The sequence below is a fragment of the Oceanicaulis sp. genome, assembly GCF_051859625.1.
Classification (GTDB): domain Bacteria; phylum Pseudomonadota; class Alphaproteobacteria; order Caulobacterales; family Maricaulaceae; genus Oceanicaulis.
The window spans coordinates 1274396-1289579 of the sequence record NZ_JBHYFH010000001.1 but is presented as its reverse complement, the minus strand read 5'-3'; the positions used below and the strand labels follow the sequence as shown (position 1 = coordinate 1289579).

Sequence of the window (15184 nt, the reverse complement as noted above, 5' to 3'; positions counted from 1 at the left end):
CGATAGACCAAAACGGGCGCCGCTGTCCATGCGGCGCTGTAATCGCGAGGCCGTATCGCAACGCCCGGAAAGCCTATGGGCGCAGCATGTGCGCAATGTGCAGATCAACAGCGTCCTCCCCGTTGACAGGGCGGTATCTGCGCCGTATCACCCCCGCTCCTCACTTGCCCAGGTGGCGGAATTGGTAGACGCGCTGGCTTCAGGTGCCAGTTCCCGCAAGGGAGTGGAAGTTCGAGTCTTCTCCTGGGCACCATATCTCTGAAAATTTAGACTACCCCTTCGGGGCAAGCTTCTCGCTTTGCTGAGGGCGTGCGTTCGCGCTTGCGAATCCTTCAGGTTCGGGGTGTTCGTGTTTTGATATGGCCGCTGCACTCGCAGCGGCTTTTTTCGTTCCGGGTCTCTGGCTTTAGCCTAGCCCCCCGCGCACTGCGCCTTTTTCAGTGCTTGTTCGCGCAGATGGTTCAGCGCCTCGATCCAGGGTTTGAGATCGATATCATCTTCGCTGGCCATGGCGTGGACGCAGGCGAGGGCGTCTGTGGCCTGGGCCTGCAAAGCCCGGCCCTGATCGGTCAGGCGGATGCGCACCACGCGCTCATCCTTGGGGTCACGCGTGCGGGTGAGATGGCCCATGCCCTCTAGGCGTTTCAGAAGCGGGGTCAGGGTGTTGGTGTCCAGATACAATCGCTTGCCCAGCGCCCCCACGGTCACATCGTCCGTCTCCCACAGCGCCAGCAGCGCGATGTATTGCGGATAGGTCAGGCCCAGCTTGCTCAGATACGGCCGATACATGCGGTTGATCGCCGTGTTCGCCGAATAGATCGCAAAGCACAGCTGGTCATCCAGCGTGGCGAGGTCGGGCGTGCGGGGCGCGGTGGAACTCATGATGGATCGGTCCTGTTTAATCGCACACGACAATATCGCTGCGTCTTGACGGCGGCAAGACGGTGATTATATCGTGCTCAGAAATATCGCACGCGATAGAAAAGGAGCCCTCCCATGTCCATTCTCTACACCGCCCGCGCCAGCGCGAACAAAGGCCGTCAGGGCCGCGCCTGGTCTGATGACGAGCGGCTCGATGTCCAGCTCTCCACGCCCGCCGCGCTGGGCGGTGATGACGGGCCGGGCACGAACCCGGAGCAATTGTTCGCCGCCGGCTATGCCGCCTGCTTCATGAGCGCGATGGGTCTGGTGGCCCAGCAAACAAAGATCAAGCTGCCCGAGGGCGCGAAGGTTGAGGCCGAAGTGGGCATTGGCCCGCGCGCCGAAGGCGGTTTTGGACTTGAAGTGACGCTGATTGGCCATCTGCCGGGGCTTGAGACCGAGCAGGCCAATGAGTTGATGGCGAAGACCGAACAGGTCTGCCCCTATTCCAACGCCACCCGCGGCAATGTGAAGACGACGCTGAAGCTCGGCTGATCCTTGTTCGCTCTTGCATGAATGACGCGTCCGGGGCCTAGGCTCCGGGCGCGTTGTCATGTGTGATCAGGGCGGCTGACTCGCGATAAAGCGTATGCCCCGTCTCTGCAGCGCTACCCGCCCAGATTGACGCTTTGAAGCGAACGTCCGATACCCTGTGCATCTTTACAGATTAAAGCTGCGGAGCTGACGCCATGACCATTCACTTCCATCGCGGGGATTTGCCGGACGGGCTCGATCTGGGCAAGCGGGTCGCCATCGACACCGAAACCCAGGGCCTGTCTCTGGTGCGCGATGGTCTGTGCCTGGTCCAGCTCTCGGCGGGCGATGGCGACGCGCATATCGTCCAGCCGGATCGCAGCACCTATGACTGCCCCAATCTCAAGGCGCTTCTGGCGGATCAAAGCGTTGAAAAGCTTTTGCACTTCGCGCGCTTTGATCTGGCGATCGTCGAGCGTGATCTGGGCGTCACCATGACGCCGGTCTATTGCACCAAGATCGCGTCCAAGCTGGTGCGCACCTATACCGACCGTCACGGGTTGAAGGATGTCTGCCGCGAGATCGCGGGCGTGGAGCTGTCCAAACAGCAGCAAAGCTCGGACTGGGCCGCCTATGATCTGAGCGAAGCCCAGCTCAATTACGCCGCGTCCGACGTGCTCTATCTGCACGCCATCGCCGATGGCCTCACCGGCATGCTGGAGCGCGAAGGCCGCATGGAGATCGCCCGGGCGTGTTTCGACTTCCTGCCCCAGCGCGCGCGTCTGGATCTGATGGGCTGGGACGAGACTGATATCTTCGCGCACTCCTGAGCCTGCTTGCACGGGGCGGCGATGACCGTCACAAAGGGTGCAGCCTTGTTTCAAACGGAGCCAGACCGCTGATGTCTGCGGCCCTGATACATGCGGATGGCCAGATGATTGGCCAACGCCGCGCCAAATCGCTGGCCGACGCCCGTCGGCGCAGTCGCTTTGTGGCGGGTCTGCGCGGGGTGCTGATTGCGGCGGCGGTTCTGGTGGCGCTCAATGCGCTGATCCAGATGATGCTGTCGGGCGGGTCCGATCGCCCGGCCACGGATGTGGCGATCAGCGCCAGCGCCGGCGAATCCGAACGCATCATCAATCCGCGCTTCACCGGTCGCGATGAAGGCGGCGTGCCTTATGTCATTACGGCGGAAACCGCTGAGCGCCGCCGCGGCGCTCAGCAGGCGCTGACGGATCTGGAACGCCCGACGCTGGATTATGCGCTGCTCGACGGCGGGGAGGACGCGTCGCGTGTGCTTGCTGAGCATGGCGTGTTTGACGATGCGAACCTGTCCTTGCAGCTCGACACCAATGTGCGGCTGACCACGCGCTCGGGCTATGTCTTCGACACGCAATCGGCGACGCTTTACCTGCGCGAAGGCGTGGTGACAGGTCCGGCGCCGATGCGGGGTCTTGCGCCCTGGGGCGCGGTGCGCGCGGATCGGTTTGAAGTGCGAGACGACGGCCAACACATTATTCTGGAAGGGGATGTGCGCACACGCTTTGACGCAGCCTCCACCCCGACCGCGACTGACGCTGACGCCGGCCCCGGCCGGTCAGAGGAGAACGAGCCATGACCTTGCGTACCCTGACCGCCGCCTTGCTGGCGGCGCCGCTGCTGATGACGGCTCCCGCCCTGGCGCAATCCATCGGGCCGGGCGAAGGTCCCGCCGATATCAGCGCGGATCGCAGCGAGCTCTTCGACGCGCAAGGGCTGGTTGTCTATTCCGGCGACGTGAACGTGGTGCGCGGCGGCGTGCGCCTGCGGGCGGACCGGCTGGAAGCCTATTATGTGCGCCGTGACACCGGCGGGCGCGAACTGCGCCGCATCGTGGCCGAGGGCGAGGTGTTTTACGTCACCGAGGCCGAGATCGCGCGCGGCGATCGCGGCACCTATGATCTGGTGAACGACGTGATCGAACTGACGGGTTCGGTCGTGCTGACCCAGGGCTGCAACGTGTCCACTGGCGAGCATCTGTACGCCGAGTTGGCGACCGGGGTGGCGCGTCTGGATGGCGGCGAGAACAGCAATGATCGCGTGCGGTCTGTCTTCTTCACCGATGATGACGCCGCAACCACGCAAACTCCGCAGGACTGCCCCGCGCCGGTCATTCCGGGCGACGGCCCGCGTCCCTATGAAGCGCCTGAAGGCTAGGTCTGCGCGCTGAACGCGTCAGACTTCACAGTTTTTTAGGCCGTCGGAGTTAAGCATGACGACCATGGAATACGAGCGGATCGACGCGCCGGACCAGGCGTTCGCCGGGGAAGGCGTCCAGGTGCAGAATCTGGGCAAGTCCTACGGCAAGCGCGTTGTGGTCAAGAATGTCTCGCTGTCGCTGAAACGCGGCGAAGTGGTGGGGCTTCTGGGACCGAACGGGGCTGGCAAGACGACCTGTTTTTACATGATCACCGGCCTGGTATCGGCCGATCACGGACGCATCATGCTCGACGGCGAGGACATCACCGGCCTGCCCATGTACCAGCGCGCACGCCTGGGCATCGGCTATCTGCCGCAAGAAGCCTCGATCTTCCGCGGTCTCACCGTGGGCGAGAACATCGCCGCTGTCGCAGAAATCGTCGAGCCGGATCGTCAACGGCGCGAGACCTTGATCGACGAGCTGCTTGAAGAGCTGCATATCGATCATTTGCGCAACAGTCCGGCCATGGCCCTGTCCGGCGGCGAGCGCCGCCGGGTGGAGATCGCCCGTGCGCTGGCGGCGCAGCCGAGCTTCATGCTGCTCGATGAACCCTTTGCGGGCATTGATCCGCTGGCCATCGCCGATATCCGCGATCTGGTCGATTATCTCAAACAGCGCGGCATCGGCATTCTGATCACGGATCACAATGTGCGCGAAACGCTCGAGATCACGGATCGAGCGACGATCATTCATGACGGCGAAGTCTTGTTTGAAGGCGCCCCTGACGCGGTGCGCAATGATCAGGACGTGCGCCGCTATTATCTGGGCGAAAGGTTTTAACTAGGGATCTGAATGGCGGGACTGGGACATAAGCTTGAGGCTCGGCAGGGCCAGGGTCTGGTGATGACCCCTCAATTGCAGCAGGCTATCAAGCTGCTGCAATTGAATAATATCGAGCTGACCGAGTTTGTTGAGACCGAGCTAGAGCGCAATCCGCTCCTTGAGCGTGACGAGCGCTCGGACGCGCCTGCGCTTGACGAATCCGCACCGTCTGATCCTTCTGTTGCAGCCAAGACCAAAGACGGCGACGAGCTCAGCTTTGACACGCCCGGCAAGGCGGATGAGTCCTTCGACGCCGACACCGAGGCGATGTATTCTGATTCCAAAGCAGACATGGCGGGCGCCGAGAGCGCGGCCGGGTCTGTTGATTGGTCCCGCGCGGGCTCCGGCGGCTCGTTCAATTCCTCTGAATTTGACGCCGCCGATCACGCCAGCCGGGAAAAAACCCTGCATGAGCATTTGCATGATCAGCTGGCGGATCTGGCTTTGCAGCCTGCTGACCGGCTGATCGCGGCGCATCTGATCGATCTGGCGGACGAAGACGGCTATCTGCGCGCCGATCTGGGCGAAACCTCCGACCGGCTGGGCGTCACCCGCTCTGAAGTCGAGGCGGTGCTCTTCGCCTTGCAGAAGTTCGAGCCGACGGGCGTCATGGCGCGCACACTGCAGGAATGCCTGGCGATGCAATTGCAAGAGCGCGACCGTCTGGATCCGGCCATGGCGGCGCTGGTGGACCATCTGCCGCTGCTGGCCAAGCATGACTATGCGGGGCTGAAAGCCTTGTGCGGCGTGGACGCCGAAGATCTTGAGGACATGATCGCCGAGCTCAAGCGCCTGACCCCAAAGCCTGGCCTGGGCTTTGGCGCTGACGGCGCGCGCGCGGTCGAGGCGGACGTGATGGTGCGCGAGCGCCCGGATGGCGGCTGGGCGGTTGAGCTGAACACCGACACCTTGCCGCGCGTCCTGATGAATAATCGCTACGCCGCACAGATCAGCGCGTCAGCGCGGTCAGAGGACGAGAAGGTCTTCATCAGCCAGTGCACCCAGAACGCGTCCTGGCTCGTGAAAAGCCTTGATCAGCGCGCCCGGACGATTCTCAAGGTCGCCAGCGAGATCGTGCGCCAGCAAGACGCCTTCTTCGCCAAGGGCGTGGCCTGGCTGCGCCCGCTGAACCTGAAAACGGTCGCGGATGCGGTGGGCATGCATGAATCCACTGTCAGCCGGGTGACGTCCAACAAATACATGGCCACCCCGCGCGGCCTGTTCGAGCTGAAATACTTCTTCACCTCGGCCATCGCGTCTGCAGACGGCGGCGAAGCCTATTCCGCCGAAGCGGTGCGGTTCCGCATCAAGGCGATGATTGAGTCCGAAACGATTGAAGATGTGATGAGCGACGACAAGATCGTCGAGCGTCTGCTGGCGGACGGCGTGGATATTGCGCGGCGCACGGTCGCCAAATACCGCGAGGCCATGAACATTCCCTCTTCGGTCAAGCGCCGGCGCAAGCTCAAGGGCATGGGCTGAACACGGTTCATGTTGCGCCGCATGATGCGTTTGCCTCACGCGTCGTTCACCGTGTCGCACCAGTTCTGATTGACGGCACGGTTTGCCTGCAGATACCGTGAATGTCCGGTCTTTCGACAAGGCCGGCCGCGCCCGGCGCGGGGAGTGACCCACAGGGTCCAACGCGCCGAAGGTGCGCTCTTGGACCCCAGTTGAAGGGAGCTCTCATGTTTATCCAGTTCGTCTCCAAAGGTATCGATGTGTCCCCCGCTCTGCGCGAGCGCATGGAGACCCGCATCACCGACGCCGGTTCGAAATATTTCAATCGACCTGCGGAAGCCTTTGTCGTCGCGAGCAAGGAAGGATACGGCTTCAAGGTGGACATCTCGCTCCATCTTCCCTCCGGAGCTTTTCTTCAGGCGTCCGGCTCGGCCGAGGAGGCGTATAGCGCGGCCGAAGACGCCGCCGGGCATCTGGAAAAACGGTTGCGGCGGTACAAACGCCGCCTGAAGGACCATCAAAATGGCGCAAAGGCCGGCTTGCCGGCGGCGGAATCCACGTCCGTCATGGTGCTGCGGTCTGATCGCCGGGCTGTGGAAGTCCCTGAAGACGAGCTTGAAGAGGATGATGGCGGCGCGGTTGGCGGCGATGAGCCGGTGATCATCGCTGAACAGGCGGCGGAGCTTAAAACCCTCACAGTCTCCATGGCGGTGCTTGAAATGGACCTGGCCGATGCGCCTTTTGTGCTGTTCAGAAACGCCGCCAACGGCGCGATGAACTTCGTTTACCGTCGGCCTGATGGTCATGTGGGGTGGATTGATCCGTCCCGAGGCGCTAAAGACGCGGCCAGCGCGGCTGCGGAGTGATCGAAACTCACAGCCGCTGGAGCAGTCAGCAGTTGAGCGTTTCATGGCTCTGAGCACACTTATTTCGCCAGGCGGCGTTTCCGCCGAACTGGCCGCGACCAGTCGCAAACAGGCCCTTGTGGGTCTGGCCGAGCTGGCGGAGCGCGCCCTGGGCGTGGCGTCGCGGCCTGTTCTGGACGCGGTCATCGAGCGCGAGAAACTCGGATCGACCGGGGTGGGGGATGGCGTGGCCATTCCCCATGCCCGCACCGATCTGGTGGACCGGGTGTGCGGCGTGTTCGCACGGCTCAAACAGCCGGTGGACTTTGACGCCATTGACGGCCAGCCGGCGGATCTGGTGTTTTTGCTGCTGGCGCCGGAAGACGCAGGCGCAGACCATTTGAAGGCCCTGGCTCAGGTGTCGCGGTTTTTCCGGCGTGAGGATTTGCGCCGCGCCGTGCGCGCTGCGCCGGATGCGGATGCGATCACCGCCTTGCTCAATAATGGCGTGGAAAGCGACGCGGCCTGATCCCGTTCGCCTCAAAGTCATTTTAAAAAGCCCCGACCAATCGGTCGGGGCTTTTTTTGAGTTGATGTCTGGGATGTCAGCTCATCCGCACATCGATGCGGCCGTCCGAATGGACGATGGCGCGTTTCATACCCGGCGAGTTGAACTGGGCGGTGACCGCGCCAGAGGCGTCGACCGCGATCAGGCCGCCCTCGCCGCCCAGACGCGCCACATCGGCGAGCGCGCCTTCGACAGCTTCCGCCAGGGGTCGCCCGGCGTATTTGACGCGGGCGGAGACGTCGGCGGCGGCGTTGGTGCGCATGAAATACTCGCCCTGCCCCGTACAGGAGACCGCCACACGTTCATCCGCCCAGGTGCCGGAGCCGATGATCGGCGTGTCCCCCACCCGGCCCCAGACCTTGTTCAGCGTGCCGCCGGTGGACGTGGCGGCGGCGAGCCGGCCGTCACGATCGAGCGCCACCGCGCCCACCGTGCCGGTTGGAATGGGGCGGGGGTCTGGATCGGCGGCGGATTTGTAATAGGCGTCCGGATCCTCAACCTGCGCCAGCCCGGCTTTTTCCGCGAAGGCTTCCGCGCCCTTCCCCGCCAGAAGCACATGAGGCGTGGTCTCCATCACGGCGCGTGCGGCGCGGATGGGGGAGAGAAACCCTGTGAGGGCGGACACGGCGCCGGCATTGCGGTTGGCCCCGTCCATCACCGCGGCGTCCAGCTCATACCGCCCGGCGGCGTTGGGGGCGCTGCCCTTGCCGGCGACATAGAGGCCGGACGCTTCGAGATCGGCCACAGCCTCCACAACCGCGTCCAGAGCCGATTGACCGGCCAGCAGCGCATCCCGCGTGCGTTCGGCGAGGGCGGAGAGATGATCGATCTCGCGATCATAACTGCGCTGAGCCAGCACGCCTGCGCCGCCATGGAGAACCAGAACCGGTGTCGTCATCACGCCCTCATCGGTTTGAATTGCTGGGCTGACTTATCATCCTTGAACGCAAGCGCCTAGCGGTGCGGCATGCGGGATAGGGCGCGCTGGAAAAGCAAGGTTAAAGAAGAGGACCTTTCCGCACTACGCGACTGTGACGTTCGCCTTCGGGCGGCGCATTTTCTTTTGTTCGCGCGCGCGGTATGAAGTCTGCGAACGCGCCGGAGGGCTCCGGCGCCAGCCTTGGATTGATAATAGCCCAAAAGGGGAGACTTTCATGAACTTCAAAGGCATCGCAGCTGTCGTCACCGGGGGTGCGTCAGGCCTGGGCGAAGGCACCGCCCGCCGCCTGGCCGCCGAAGGCGCCAAGGTCACCTTGTTTGACCTCAATGAAGAGCGTGGCGAAGCGGTCGCCAAGGAACTGGGCGGCGTCTTCGCCAAGGTGAATGTGGCCGACCCTGAAAGCGTGAAGGCCGGCTTTGAAAAGGCGCGCGCCGCCCACGGTCAGGAACGGATTCTGGTCAACTGCGCGGGCATTGGCTGGGCTGAAAAGACCGCACGCCGGTCCTCCAAGGGCGATATCGTCATGCACCAGCTCGACAAGTTCCAGCTGGTGATCAATGTGAACCTTGTGGGCAGCTTCAATTGCGCAGCGATCTCCGCCGCCGGCATGCTGGAGCTCGAGCCTGATGCGTCCGGTCGCGGCGTGATCGTGAACACCGCATCCGTCGCCGCTCAGGACGGCCAGATCGGCCAGGTCGCCTACGCCGCCTCCAAGGGCGGGATCTATGGCATGACCCTGCCGATGGCGCGTGATCTGGCGCGTGAAGGCGTGCGGGTGAACACCATCCTGCCGGGCTTCTTTGAAACCCCGATCTATGAGCAGATGCCGCCGGAAGTGAAAACCAACCTGGCCGCGAACCTGCAATTCCCGCAGCGCTTCGGCACCCCGGCGGAATACGCCGATCTGGTCGCCTTCATGGTGTCCAATGATTACATCAACGCCGAATGCGTCCGCCTGGACGCCGGCGCGCGCATGCCCCCGAAATAAGGGCGGTTTCAGCGCTGGAAGGACAAACCCCGGAGCCTCGCTCCGGGGTTTTGTTATGATTTGACCCAGGCGCCGCCTGCCTTTTTCAGCGGTCCTGCCTTGCTGAAGCGCCGCAAATCCTGTCTGACACGCTCGATTATGCCGATAGGGAGAGCAGGATGGGCTTTGCAGCGATATTTCTGGCGGTGTTTCTCGCCGAGCTGGGCGACAAGACGCAAATCGCTTCCGCCGCATTTGCAGCCGGCGATCCCGGCCGGGCCTGGAAGGTGTTCGCCGCGTCTTCGCTGGCGCTGGTCTGTTCGACCGCGATCGCTGTATTTGTCGGTCAGTATGCGGGCGAGCATCTGGCGCGTCTGCCGCTGAAGTTGATTTCAGGCGTGGTGTTCATCGTACTGGGCGCGCTGGCGGTGCTGGACCATTTCCGTCCGCTGGGCGGCGCCTGATCTTCAAATAGATACGCGCCCGTTCTCACGAACGGGCGCGTTTGTCGGCATTCAAGACTGTGGCGGAAGCGCCTGCTTAGCCTTCGCTGGGACGCTGAACCCGCGGCCCCAGATTCTGCACCACTTCTCGGGCGTTGAAGGCGTCTGGCGTATCGGGAATCGCGCCGCGGCCCAGAACGATCTCGGCCATGGCTTCATAGCGCGTAACTTCACGGATGTTCACATCGTTCCAGAACGGATCGTAGCGGCCATACCAGCCATAGGCGGGATGGTAATAGCGATACTGCAGGCCGAACCGGTCATAGGTGCTGGAGCCGACCAGACGAGTCTCGGTTTCGGTGTCGCGCTGGGCGAGGCGGAAATAGTCATAGCCCTGAGCCAAAGTCAGCTCGGCGGCGCGATACAGAAGATAGGTCTCCACCGTATCGCGATCTGTCAGCGAATTGCCGCTGAAGCTGATGCGAAACCGGTCGGATTCAACCTGTTGCTCGGTCAGCCCGTATCGGCTGTCGCCTGCCGGAGCGTAGGGCGTGGGTCCGCCAGCGCAGCCCGCCAGAACGGCGGCCAGAGTGATGATGGTGATGGATCGCAGCATGATCTCAGTCCTCTCATGACCTCTCCCCTGAATATGGGGGGAAGCGTGCGCCAAGTGAAGATGGGCAAGACAAATTTAACCTTGCAGGCGCTGACCCGCGCTAGAGCAGGATATGCCGGCCTCGCAGGACGATGGTGTCCTTGTCCGCATTGAGAATACGACGCCCTGTTGGGGACAGGGTCGGGCCCCGTCCTGCTTTATGCGCCTTGCTAGATGTGGCTTTGGCGAGCGCCAGAATGCTGAGAGAACGCCGCATAACAACCTCCTGTATGGTTTCAGGAGAATTATTGCACTCAAAAGTTGTTTTTGAAAAGTCTTAACCGGTGCGTCGCGCGTCAATAATCCGGCCTCTGAGCACCAGGATGTCGATATCGTCCGGCGCCAGGGCGCGAGCGGTTTCAATGTCGCTCAGCGCTTCATCATAAGCCTGCAAGCCCAGTCGCGCTTCGGCGCGCAGGCGCCAGAGCGAGGGCGAAGCATCGCTGCGGGACAAGGCGCGGCTGGCGGCGTCTTCGGCGGCGGCGAAATCTTCAAGCGCCAGATGGGTCCGGGCGAGCCCGCTCAGAAGCCCTGCATCGTCCGGGGCGAAGTCCAGCCCAGCGGTGAAGCTGATCAGGGCCTGATCGTATTCCTCAGCGGCCAGAAAGGCGTCCCCGGACTGGCTCAGCATGATGGCGCGGCTCAGATCGCTCGCCATGTCCGCGTCAATCGCGGCCTCGCGCAGGCGCAGGGCGCCGGGCGCGTCCTGTCCCAGAGCAATCAAAGCGTGAGAGACGCAATGCTCAGCCGGCCACCCGCCGCCCTGATGCCGCCAGGTCAGCGCATCCTCATACGCCTCTTCGGCATCGTCCTGAATGGCGCCGAGGCAGGCTTGCAGCCGGTCTTGATCATTGGGCGCCGGGGTGAGCGCAGTTGCGAGCAGGACGGATACGATGAGCACAGGCGCCATGGGCGGGTTTCCCTCGGGCTGGGTTGAGCGCTAAGCCTATCGGCCAGATCAAGGAGACGTCCATGGGCGCACGCAGCATCTGTCTTTTGGGGTTCGGCTTCACCGCCAAAGCGGTCGCCCGGCGACTGAGCGCAGAGGGCTGGCGGGTTCACGCCAGCACGCGGTCCGCCGAGCAGGCCGAACAGATCCGGGCGCAAGGCTATCAGCCTGTCCTCGCCGATCCGGCCAAGCCAGACGATCATGACGCCCTGCGCGCGGCGGTCAGCGCCTGTGACGCGGTGCTCGCCTGCGCCCCGCCGGGCGAGGCGGGTGACCCGTTCCTGCCCGCTTTTTCGGCTGAAATCCTGAACGGGAAATGGCTGGGATATCTCTCCACCACCGGCGTTTATGGCGACCGACAGGGCGGCTGGGCGTTCGAATATGAGCCCGTCAGCCCCGGTCAGCAGCGCTCGATCCGGCGCGCCGCGGCGGAGGCGGACTGGCTCAAGCACGGCGCGCGCCTGTTTCGACTGGCGGGGATATATGGCCCTGGCCGCTCCGCCTTTGACCGGCTGGAGGCGGACAAGGTTGTTTTTGACGTGCCCGGCCATGTGTTCAGCCGCGTGCATGCTGACGACATCGCCCAGGCGATCGCGTTGAGCCTAGAGCAGCCCGAAGCGAAAGGCGCGTTCAATCTGGCCGATGATTGGCCGGACACCCAGCCTCATGTGATGACCGGCGCGGCTGAGATTGCCGGGCTGCCCGGTCCGCGCATCGAACCGTTCGACCCGGACAAGGCCAGCCCCATGCAGGCGAGCTTTTATGCGGAATGTCGCCGCGTTTCGAACGCGCGCGCCAAGGCGGCGCTGGGCTGGCGGCCGCGCTATCCGAGCTGGCGTGAGGGGCTTCAGGCGATCTGGGATCAGCGCTAGCCGCTGACGCTTTCGATCAGCCGCACCAGCGCCGCCAGATCTTGCGGCGCGCTCATGCCGTGATCGCCTGCTTTGGACAGCTCATAGCGTACATCATTCGAGGTCAGCTGTTCGAGCACGCGCAGGCCATGGCTCCACGGTACGTCCTTGTCTTGCCAGCCGTGCAGGATGCGCACGGGGCCGTCAAAGGGAATGGGCGCGTCCAGAAGGCTCCAATTGCGGCCATCCTCAATCAGGGTTTTGGTGATGGCGTAGGGCTCGCCATAGGCGTTGGGCCGCAGCCATTGGCCTTCGGCTTCGATCTGCTCGCGGATATGGAAGGGCAATTGCTCCCAGATCAGGCTTTCGGTGAAATCCGCCGCCGGTGCGATCAGCACCAGCGCTTTCACCCGGTCAGGGCGCGCCATCGCCGCCAAAAGCGCCATCCAGCCGCCCATGGATGATCCTACGAGGATTTGCGGCCCATCCGTGCGCTGGTCGAGCATGTCCAGCGCATCCTGGCGCCATTGGCTGACCGTCGCGTCCTGCCAGGCGCCTTCGGACGCGCCGTGCGCGCTGTAGTCAAAGCGCAGATAGGCGCGGTCCGTCTGATCCGCCCAGTCCTGCAGCGCTGTGGCCTTGGTTCCGGTCATGTCCGACTTGAAACCGCCCAGAAACATCACGCTAGGCCCCTGTCCGGGACGGGCGACATAGGCGAGGCGGGGCTGGCCGGGGCGGTCGAGGTGTTCAGGCTGGGTCATCTCATCGGCCTCCAGTGCGGCGCTCATGGTTTACGGACCGGGCCGGTCGCGGTTATCTGATCATATCGCGGGCCGTCAACATGCCCGCCGTGAAAAGGCGAACGCGTTTGAACATCTTGCAGGTTATCCCCCAGATGCATGCGGGCGGCGCGGAGCGCACGGTCATTGAAATGGCCGAAGCCATTCTGGCCGATGGCGGTCAGGCTGTCGTGGCCAGCAGCGGGGGGCGTCTGGTCGCTGATCTTGAAGCGCTGGGCGCACGCCATGTGACGCTGGAGATGGACACCAAGAACCCGCTCAAGGTCTGGACCAATGCGGACAAGCTGGCGCAGCTGATCCGCGCTGAGAGCATCGACATTATTCACGCCCGCTCCCGCGCGCCAGCCTGGAGTGCGAAATGGGCGGCGCGGCGCACGCAAATCCCGTTCGTGACCACCTATCACGGCTTTTACAAAGCCAAATCTCGTCTCAAGCGCTGGTATAACTCGATCATGGCGCAAGGCGACCTTGTGATCGCCAATTCAGAATTCACCGCCCGGCATGTGCGTGAAGAGCATGAGATCGAGCCGAGCCGCCTGCGCGTCATCCCGCGCGGCGTGGATCTTGACCAGTTTGATCCGGCGCTGGTCAATCCTGAACGGATTAGGGCGCATCGCGCGGCCTGGGGCGCCGGGCCGGAAAAGCTGGCCATCGTGCTGCCTGGACGCCTGACCCGCTGGAAGGGCCAGCTGTTGATGATCGAGGCGCTGGCGCGGCTCAGGCTCGATCCCGGCCCTTTGCTGGTGTGTCTGGGCGAAGGGGCCGACAAACCTGACTATCAGGCGGAACTCAAAGCGGCGGCGGACGCAGCGGGCGTCGATCTGGCCCTGCCTGGCCATACGACAGACATTGCGGCGGCGTATCTGGCGGCGGATCTGGTGGTTTGTCCCTCGCTCGAGCCTGAAGCGTTCGGGCGCACCGCCGCAGAAGCCCAGGCCATGGGCGCGCGAGTGATCGTCGCCGATCATGGCGGCGCGCGCGAAGTGGTTCGCGACGGCGAAACCGGCTGGCGGGCGGCGCCGGGTGATGCGGACGCCTGGGCTAAAGCGGTCAAAGCCGCCTTGTCACTGAACGCTGAAGGCGCCAACACTCTGGCGCTGGCTGCGCGCAAGCGGGTCAGAACGCATTTTTCCAAGGTGCAACTGCAACAAGCCACCTTGCGGGTCTATCGGGAGCTTCTAGACTAAGCCCATGTCCGAAGACGAAGCTGACAAAGAACAGATCCTGGTGATCCATGAAGGCGCGCTCACTGACGTGGTGCGCATGCTGGCGCCCGCCAAGATGATCCGCGATCATCACCGCAAGGCGCGGATCACGCTGCTGTGCGGCGAGGAATATGAGGGCCTGCTTAAGCATTGCCCCTATTTCAACGCGGTCGAGACCAATCTCGACGACACCGCGAAGCGCAATTTCTTTGACCGGCTCAAGGCGGCCCGCAATTCGGGCTTTGACGTGATTTATGACCTGTGCGGCAGCGAAGGCGCGAAAAAGATTGGTCGCGCCGTCCGCTTCTCCAAAACGCGCTGGGTCAGCGCTGCGCCGCGGTCTGATCGTCCGGGGCACCCGCTTGAACAGATGGCCGCCCAGCTGGGCGAGGCGGGCCTGGGGCCCACCACATACCTTCTGGGCGAGGCGCCGCCGCCGGATCTGAGCTGGATTGATTTCGTCGCCAAACGCTCGCGCACTTTGGAGCCGGCCTATTTCGGACTTCTGGGTCGCTACGCCTTGTTCGCGCCCGCTGGCGAAGACGTGCTGCCCGCGCAGCGCTGGCCGAAAGAGCGCTGGGCGTCTTTGGCGCATGAGCTGCTGGAGACGGGCGTGGAGCCGGTGATCGTGGGCGGGCCGAACACGCGCGAAGTGGGCCGCTATGTGGCTCATGTGACGCCGGGCGCCCGCGACCTGACCGGACGGGCGAACCTGATTCAGCTGGCCGGGCTTGGCCGCAAGGCCAGCTGCGCCTTTGGCGAGGCGGCCGGATTGCTGCATCTGATGGCCGCCGCCGGATCGCCTGCGGTGCTCTTCCATCCCGGTGAAAACGCGCCGCTGGAGAGCGCGCCGCGGGGCTTGTCGCCCACCTTGCTGATGCACGCGCCGACCCTGGCGCAGATCAATGCAAAAGAGGCTGTGCAGGCCATGCGCTGCGCTGGAGGCTTCGCTGACGCCTCAAACGCGGCGTGACAACCTTGATTTTCGCCTGTTGTTCGCGGTATTCGCTACCGCTCACGCGCAAAGTCAGTTACTTTGCGCGT

At 63.6% G+C, this 15184-nt stretch carries 19 protein-coding genes and 1 tRNA gene; 14 read left to right on the top strand and 6 right to left on the bottom strand.

The genetic code is table 11. The annotated features are described in order from the left end of the window. Positions 1-166: 166 nt before the first annotated feature. Positions 167-253: transfer RNA gene (locus tag ACTIGF_RS06225), tRNA-Leu, on the top strand. Positions 254-411: 158 nt separating this feature from the next. Here ACTIGF_RS06225 and ACTIGF_RS06220 read toward each other — a convergent pair. Continuing rightward, positions 412-882 (bottom strand): MarR family winged helix-turn-helix transcriptional regulator, encoded by a 471-nt coding sequence (locus tag ACTIGF_RS06220; RefSeq protein WP_439636036.1) that lies wholly within the window; start codon positions 880-882, stop codon positions 412-414. 114 nt (positions 883-996) lie between these two features. Between ACTIGF_RS06220 and ACTIGF_RS06215 the strand changes: the two genes are divergently transcribed. The 8 genes from ACTIGF_RS06215 to ptsN all read left to right on the top strand — a co-directional run bounded on the left by ACTIGF_RS06215 (position 997) and on the right by ptsN (position 7291). Continuing rightward, positions 997-1416, top strand: coding sequence for an organic hydroperoxide resistance protein (locus tag ACTIGF_RS06215; RefSeq protein WP_439636035.1), 420 nt, complete (start codon positions 997-999; stop codon positions 1414-1416). Between the two features lie 194 nt (positions 1417-1610). Further along, on the top strand, positions 1611-2225 hold the full coding sequence (locus ACTIGF_RS06210) for a ribonuclease D (RefSeq protein ID WP_439636034.1): 615 nt from the start codon (positions 1611-1613) through the stop codon (positions 2223-2225). 71 nt (positions 2226-2296) lie between these two features. Then, positions 2297-3013 carry an LPS export ABC transporter periplasmic protein LptC gene (gene lptC, locus ACTIGF_RS06205; protein ID WP_439636033.1) on the top strand — a complete coding sequence of 239 codons (717 nt, stop codon included), beginning with the start codon at positions 2297-2299 and terminating at the stop codon, positions 3011-3013. Further along, complete coding sequence (locus ACTIGF_RS06200; protein WP_439636032.1) at positions 3010-3591, top strand: LptA/OstA family protein; 582 nt, start codon at positions 3010-3012, stop codon at positions 3589-3591. The genes lptC and ACTIGF_RS06200 overlap by 4 nt, the downstream gene beginning before the upstream one ends. A gap of 64 nt (positions 3592-3655) precedes the next feature. Then, entirely contained in the window at positions 3656-4414 is a 759-nt protein-coding gene (gene lptB / locus ACTIGF_RS06195; protein ID WP_439636651.1) for an LPS export ABC transporter ATP-binding protein, read from the top strand. A 12-nt stretch (positions 4415-4426) separates the two neighbouring features. Then, positions 4427-5938, top strand: coding sequence for an RNA polymerase factor sigma-54 (gene rpoN, locus ACTIGF_RS06190; RefSeq protein WP_439636031.1), 1512 nt, complete (start codon positions 4427-4429; stop codon positions 5936-5938). A gap of 206 nt (positions 5939-6144) precedes the next feature. After that, positions 6145-6783: a ribosome hibernation-promoting factor, HPF/YfiA family gene (gene hpf / locus ACTIGF_RS06185; protein ID WP_439636030.1), complete on the top strand. Its 639-nt coding sequence runs from the start codon at positions 6145-6147 to the stop codon at positions 6781-6783. 43 nt (positions 6784-6826) lie between these two features. Continuing rightward, positions 6827-7291 (top strand): PTS IIA-like nitrogen regulatory protein PtsN, encoded by a 465-nt coding sequence (gene ptsN, locus ACTIGF_RS06180; protein ID WP_107712043.1) that lies wholly within the window; start codon positions 6827-6829, stop codon positions 7289-7291. 76 nt (positions 7292-7367) lie between these two features. Here ptsN and ACTIGF_RS06175 read toward each other — a convergent pair whose 3' ends face one another. Further along, positions 7368-8228, bottom strand: coding sequence for an isoaspartyl peptidase/L-asparaginase family protein (locus tag ACTIGF_RS06175; protein ID WP_439636029.1), 861 nt, complete (start codon positions 8226-8228; stop codon positions 7368-7370). 256 nt (positions 8229-8484) lie between these two features. Between ACTIGF_RS06175 and ACTIGF_RS06170 the strand changes: the two genes are divergently transcribed. Both ACTIGF_RS06170 and ACTIGF_RS06165 read left to right on the top strand, forming a co-directional pair. Beyond that, positions 8485-9258, top strand: coding sequence for an SDR family NAD(P)-dependent oxidoreductase (locus ACTIGF_RS06170; RefSeq protein WP_439636028.1), 774 nt, complete (start codon positions 8485-8487; stop codon positions 9256-9258). Between the two features lie 158 nt (positions 9259-9416). Continuing rightward, positions 9417-9701, top strand: a complete 285-nt coding sequence (locus tag ACTIGF_RS06165; protein ID WP_439636027.1) for a TMEM165/GDT1 family protein — start codon at positions 9417-9419, stop codon at positions 9699-9701. Between the two features lie 76 nt (positions 9702-9777). Here ACTIGF_RS06165 and ACTIGF_RS06160 read toward each other — a convergent pair whose 3' ends face one another. The 3 genes from ACTIGF_RS06160 to ACTIGF_RS06150 all read right to left on the bottom strand — a co-directional run bounded on the left by ACTIGF_RS06160 (position 9778) and on the right by ACTIGF_RS06150 (position 11245). Then, positions 9778-10296: a CC0125/CC1285 family lipoprotein gene (locus ACTIGF_RS06160; protein WP_439636026.1), complete on the bottom strand. Its 519-nt coding sequence runs from the start codon at positions 10294-10296 to the stop codon at positions 9778-9780. Between the two features lie 100 nt (positions 10297-10396). Next, the gene (locus ACTIGF_RS06155) at positions 10397-10552 is read right to left on the bottom strand and encodes a hypothetical protein (protein WP_439636025.1); all 156 of its coding nucleotides are present in this window, start codon (positions 10550-10552) and stop codon (positions 10397-10399) included. A 60-nt stretch (positions 10553-10612) separates the two neighbouring features. After that, complete coding sequence (locus ACTIGF_RS06150; RefSeq protein ID WP_439636024.1) at positions 10613-11245, bottom strand: tetratricopeptide repeat protein; 633 nt, start codon at positions 11243-11245, stop codon at positions 10613-10615. 62 nt (positions 11246-11307) lie between these two features. Between ACTIGF_RS06150 and ACTIGF_RS06145 the strand changes: the two genes are divergently transcribed. Beyond that, on the top strand, positions 11308-12156 hold the full coding sequence (locus ACTIGF_RS06145; RefSeq protein WP_439636023.1) for an NAD(P)H-binding protein: 849 nt from the start codon (positions 11308-11310) through the stop codon (positions 12154-12156). Here ACTIGF_RS06145 and ACTIGF_RS06140 read toward each other — a convergent pair. Beyond that, the gene (locus ACTIGF_RS06140; RefSeq protein ID WP_439636022.1) at positions 12153-12923 is read right to left on the bottom strand and encodes an alpha/beta fold hydrolase; all 771 of its coding nucleotides are present in this window, start codon (positions 12921-12923) and stop codon (positions 12153-12155) included. The genes ACTIGF_RS06145 and ACTIGF_RS06140 overlap by 4 nt on opposite strands. Positions 12924-13003: 80 nt before the next feature. Between ACTIGF_RS06140 and ACTIGF_RS06135 the strand changes: the two genes are divergently transcribed. Further along, positions 13004-14122: a glycosyltransferase family 4 protein gene (locus tag ACTIGF_RS06135; RefSeq protein WP_439636021.1), complete on the top strand. Its 1119-nt coding sequence runs from the start codon at positions 13004-13006 to the stop codon at positions 14120-14122. A gap of 4 nt (positions 14123-14126) precedes the next feature. After that, entirely contained in the window at positions 14127-15113 is a 987-nt protein-coding gene (locus ACTIGF_RS06130) for a glycosyltransferase family 9 protein (RefSeq protein WP_439636020.1), read from the top strand. The last annotated feature ends 71 nt before the right edge of the window (positions 15114-15184 follow it).

Coding starts and splice junctions, on each gene's coding strand:
- ACTIGF_RS06160 (WP_439636026.1), bottom strand. CDS start 10,296: ATGCTGCGATCCATCACCATCATCACTCTGGCCGCCGTTCTGGCGGGC.
- ACTIGF_RS06170 (WP_439636028.1), top strand. CDS start 8,485: ATGAACTTCAAAGGCATCGCAGCTGTCGTCACCGGGGGTGCGTCAGGC.
- ACTIGF_RS06215 (WP_439636035.1), top strand. CDS start 997: ATGTCCATTCTCTACACCGCCCGCGCCAGCGCGAACAAAGGCCGTCAG.
- ACTIGF_RS06155 (WP_439636025.1), bottom strand. CDS start 10,552: ATGCGGCGTTCTCTCAGCATTCTGGCGCTCGCCAAAGCCACATCTAGC.
- lptC (WP_439636033.1), top strand. CDS start 2,297: ATGTCTGCGGCCCTGATACATGCGGATGGCCAGATGATTGGCCAACGC.
- ACTIGF_RS06130 (WP_439636020.1), top strand. CDS start 14,127: ATGTCCGAAGACGAAGCTGACAAAGAACAGATCCTGGTGATCCATGAA.
- rpoN (WP_439636031.1), top strand. CDS start 4,427: ATGGCGGGACTGGGACATAAGCTTGAGGCTCGGCAGGGCCAGGGTCTG.
- ACTIGF_RS06220 (WP_439636036.1), bottom strand. CDS start 882: ATGAGTTCCACCGCGCCCCGCACGCCCGACCTCGCCACGCTGGATGAC.
- hpf (WP_439636030.1), top strand. CDS start 6,145: ATGTTTATCCAGTTCGTCTCCAAAGGTATCGATGTGTCCCCCGCTCTG.
- ptsN (WP_107712043.1), top strand. CDS start 6,827: ATGGCTCTGAGCACACTTATTTCGCCAGGCGGCGTTTCCGCCGAACTG.
- ACTIGF_RS06165 (WP_439636027.1), top strand. CDS start 9,417: ATGGGCTTTGCAGCGATATTTCTGGCGGTGTTTCTCGCCGAGCTGGGC.
- ACTIGF_RS06145 (WP_439636023.1), top strand. CDS start 11,308: ATGGGCGCACGCAGCATCTGTCTTTTGGGGTTCGGCTTCACCGCCAAA.
- ACTIGF_RS06175 (WP_439636029.1), bottom strand. CDS start 8,228: ATGACGACACCGGTTCTGGTTCTCCATGGCGGCGCAGGCGTGCTGGCT.
- ACTIGF_RS06200 (WP_439636032.1), top strand. CDS start 3,010: ATGACCTTGCGTACCCTGACCGCCGCCTTGCTGGCGGCGCCGCTGCTG.
- ACTIGF_RS06140 (WP_439636022.1), bottom strand. CDS start 12,923: ATGAGCGCCGCACTGGAGGCCGATGAGATGACCCAGCCTGAACACCTC.
- ACTIGF_RS06210 (WP_439636034.1), top strand. CDS start 1,611: ATGACCATTCACTTCCATCGCGGGGATTTGCCGGACGGGCTCGATCTG.
- ACTIGF_RS06150 (WP_439636024.1), bottom strand. CDS start 11,245: ATGGCGCCTGTGCTCATCGTATCCGTCCTGCTCGCAACTGCGCTCACC.
- lptB (WP_439636651.1), top strand. CDS start 3,656: ATGGAATACGAGCGGATCGACGCGCCGGACCAGGCGTTCGCCGGGGAA.